Below are 2,610 nucleotides of genomic sequence, written 5' to 3'. Positions count from 1 at the left end.
GCCGGGTGCGAGGACGGGAAAATCTTGTGGAAGATATTGCTCAGGATACCCATGTCGATTCCTTCTCGATGATGGTGGATGCGCTCAGTGGCGCTGCATGCCCTGGGCCATGTGGCCAAGTGCGATCGCCAGTGCGGCGCCGCCGATGGCCTTGACCAGGGTCGGGTGTTCGGCATAGAAGTCGCCCATGCGTTCGACGATGCCGGGATTTTGCTGCTCGGCCTTGGCGGCCAGTTCCTGCACCTGTTCCGGCGACACCTGGTTCGCCTGTTCCGGCGACACGCGGGCCTGGTCGGCGCCGAGCAGGTTGCCGAGCGAGCCGCCCGCGACGGATGCGAGCACGGACGGTCCCACATTGGCCAGCAGGTGGTTCAGCATGCCGGCGCGCTGGTCGGGATTGCTGTTGCCAAACAGCTGGCCGACCATCTGCGAAAACGGCGGTGTCTGGTCCGAGCGCAGCGCCTGCGTCACGCCCTGCGCGACGGTGGCGCGCGGCACGTTCTGCGCCACGTGGTCGAAATCGCTCTCGGCCTGCGCCGGGTTGGCGTTCGGGTTGGCTCCGCCCAGGTATTGCTGCAACAGGTTGCCCAAATCAAAGCTCATGATGTTCTCCACGTTGAAACCTCGAAGCGCAAGGGTAGGCGTTCGCGGAGCATTCCTCCGTACGTTCGCTAACGGAGGGGCTGCATCTATAATCCGCATTGCTGTACATAAATAAAACAACTTGCCCGAGAGAGACTATGCATACCATCTTCCGTTCGGCCGCGCTCGCCGCTGCCGTCCTGTGCACATCCGTCCACGCCGCCGGCACCGCCGCGATGCAGCCCGGCGAACACCAGGTCGTCGTGGGCGACGTCCGCCTGTGGTACAAGGTCGCCGGCCACGGCGCGAAGGGCGCGCCGCCGCTGCTGTTCCTGCACGGCGGCCCCGGCTACAACAGCTACAGCTTCGAAGCCCAGGCCGGTCCGGCACTCGAGAAAACACTGCGGGTGATCTACCTCGACCAGCGCGGCAGCGGCCGCTCCGAGCGCCCGTGGCGCGGCGATTATTCGATCGCCGCCCTCGTCGACGACATCGAGGCGCTGCGCAAGACGCTCGGCGTCGACAAGCTCGCGCTGATGGGGCATTCGTTCGGCGGCACGCTGGCGCTCGAGTACGCGGCCAAATACCCCGGACACGTGGCGCAGATGGTGCTCGTGAGCGCCGCCTCGGACATCCCGGCCGCCTGCGCGGCGCGCGTGGACTACATCGCGCGGCACTACGGCGACCGGCTCGACAAGGCGCGCGCCGAGGCGAAGGCGCGCAACGAGACGCCTGACGCCTGCTTCTACGCCTTCAACACCGTCGGACCGGACCTGCACCAACGTGTGAACGACGAAGTGATGTTCCCGGACATGCTGGTCGGCAAGCGCCAGGATGCCATCGACGCGAAGAGCGGCCTGCGCAATACGGGCGAACTGGGCAACGCGCTGTTCGGCGGCGGCTTCACGCAATACCGCTTCGCCCATCCGGAACGCGTGACGATGCCCGTGCTCGTGCTGGCCGGCGCCGCGGACTACGCGATCGGCCTGCCGGCCCAGCGCGCGCTGGGCCAGGCGTTGCCGCATGCGCGCGTCGTCGAATACGCGGGCGCCGGACACTTCCTGTACCTCGATGCGCCCGACCGGTTTACGCGCGACGTCACGGACTTCCTGGCCACGCCCTGACGGGTCGGTTTGCCCGGTGGACACCCGCGCCGCCGGCGCGTAAGCTGGCGCCATGATCTATACGCCGCTGCTGTTCTTTTTTGGCCTGTATGGCTACGCCGCGCTGGCCCTCGGCCTGCCGGCCGCGGTGGGCGTCGCGTACGCGCTCGCGAGCGCCGCCTGTTTCGCGCTGTATGCGCGCGACAAGGCGGCCGCGCGGCGCGGCGACCGGCGCACGCCCGAGCGGCACTTGCTGCTGCTGGGGCTGGCCGGCGGCTGGCCGGGCGGCTTGCTGGCGCAGCAATGGCTGCGGCACAAGACCGTGAAACGTCCGTTCCGGCAGGGGTTCTGGCTGACCGTCGGCCTCAACCTGGCCGGTTTCTGCTGGCTGGCGCGCGCGCTGGCGCCGGCCTGACTACCGTTCGGAAGGAATACCATGTGGCCTTACCCCAGGATCCTGGCCCACCGCGGCGGCGGCACGCTGGCGCCGGAAAACACGGTGGCCGGACTGCGCCGCGGCATGGACGCGGGTTTTCGCGCCATCGAATTCGACGTCATGCTGGCGCGCGACGGCGTCCCCGTCGTGCTGCACGACCCCAGGCTGGGCCGCACGGTGGCCGGGAGGGGATCGGTGGCGGACATCGATGCGCTCGACCTCGCCGCGCGCGATGCGGGCTCGTGGTTCGGTCCGGAATACGAGGGCGAACCGGTGCCGCTGTTCGTCGAGTTCGCGCAGTATAGCAAGGCCCACGGCGTGTGGATGAACATCGAGATCAAGCCCGTGCCCGGCCATGACGAGGCGACCGGCACCGTGGTCGCGCGCCTGGCGGCCGCACTGTTCGCCGCCGAGATCGGCGCGGGCAGGATGGCGCAGGTGCCGCTGCTGTCGTCGTTCAGCGAGACCGCGCTGGCGGCGGCCCGGGAG

The 2,610-nt window shown here is 68.7% G+C and carries 4 protein-coding genes; 3 read left to right on the top strand and 1 reads right to left on the bottom strand.

The window, feature by feature from the left end; translation table 11 throughout:
- Nucleotides 1-84: 84 nt before the first annotated feature.
- Nucleotides 85-603, bottom strand: coding sequence for a hypothetical protein (locus ACEN88_RS28980; RefSeq protein ID WP_413345265.1), 519 nt, complete (start codon nt 601-603; stop codon nt 85-87).
- A 137-nt stretch (nt 604-740) separates the two neighbouring features.
- Between ACEN88_RS28980 and ACEN88_RS28975 the strand changes: the two genes are divergently transcribed.
- The 3 genes from ACEN88_RS28975 to ACEN88_RS28965 all read left to right on the top strand — a co-directional run.
- Nucleotides 741-1,706: an alpha/beta fold hydrolase gene (locus ACEN88_RS28975; protein WP_413345263.1), complete on the top strand. Its 966-nt coding sequence runs from the start codon at nt 741-743 to the stop codon at nt 1,704-1,706.
- Between the two features lie 52 nt (nt 1,707-1,758).
- Complete coding sequence (locus tag ACEN88_RS28970) at nt 1,759-2,100, top strand: DUF1294 domain-containing protein (protein WP_413345261.1); 342 nt, start codon at nt 1,759-1,761, stop codon at nt 2,098-2,100.
- A 21-nt stretch (nt 2,101-2,121) separates the two neighbouring features.
- A partial coding sequence (locus ACEN88_RS28965) for a glycerophosphodiester phosphodiesterase family protein (RefSeq protein WP_413345259.1) occupies nt 2,122-2,610 on the top strand: 489 nt, incomplete at its 3' end.

This window comes from Massilia sp. CT11-108 (assembly GCF_047302915.1).
Classification (GTDB): domain Bacteria; phylum Pseudomonadota; class Gammaproteobacteria; order Burkholderiales; family Burkholderiaceae_D; genus Telluria; species Telluria orientalis.
This window is presented reverse-complemented; position numbering and strand designations above follow the sequence as displayed.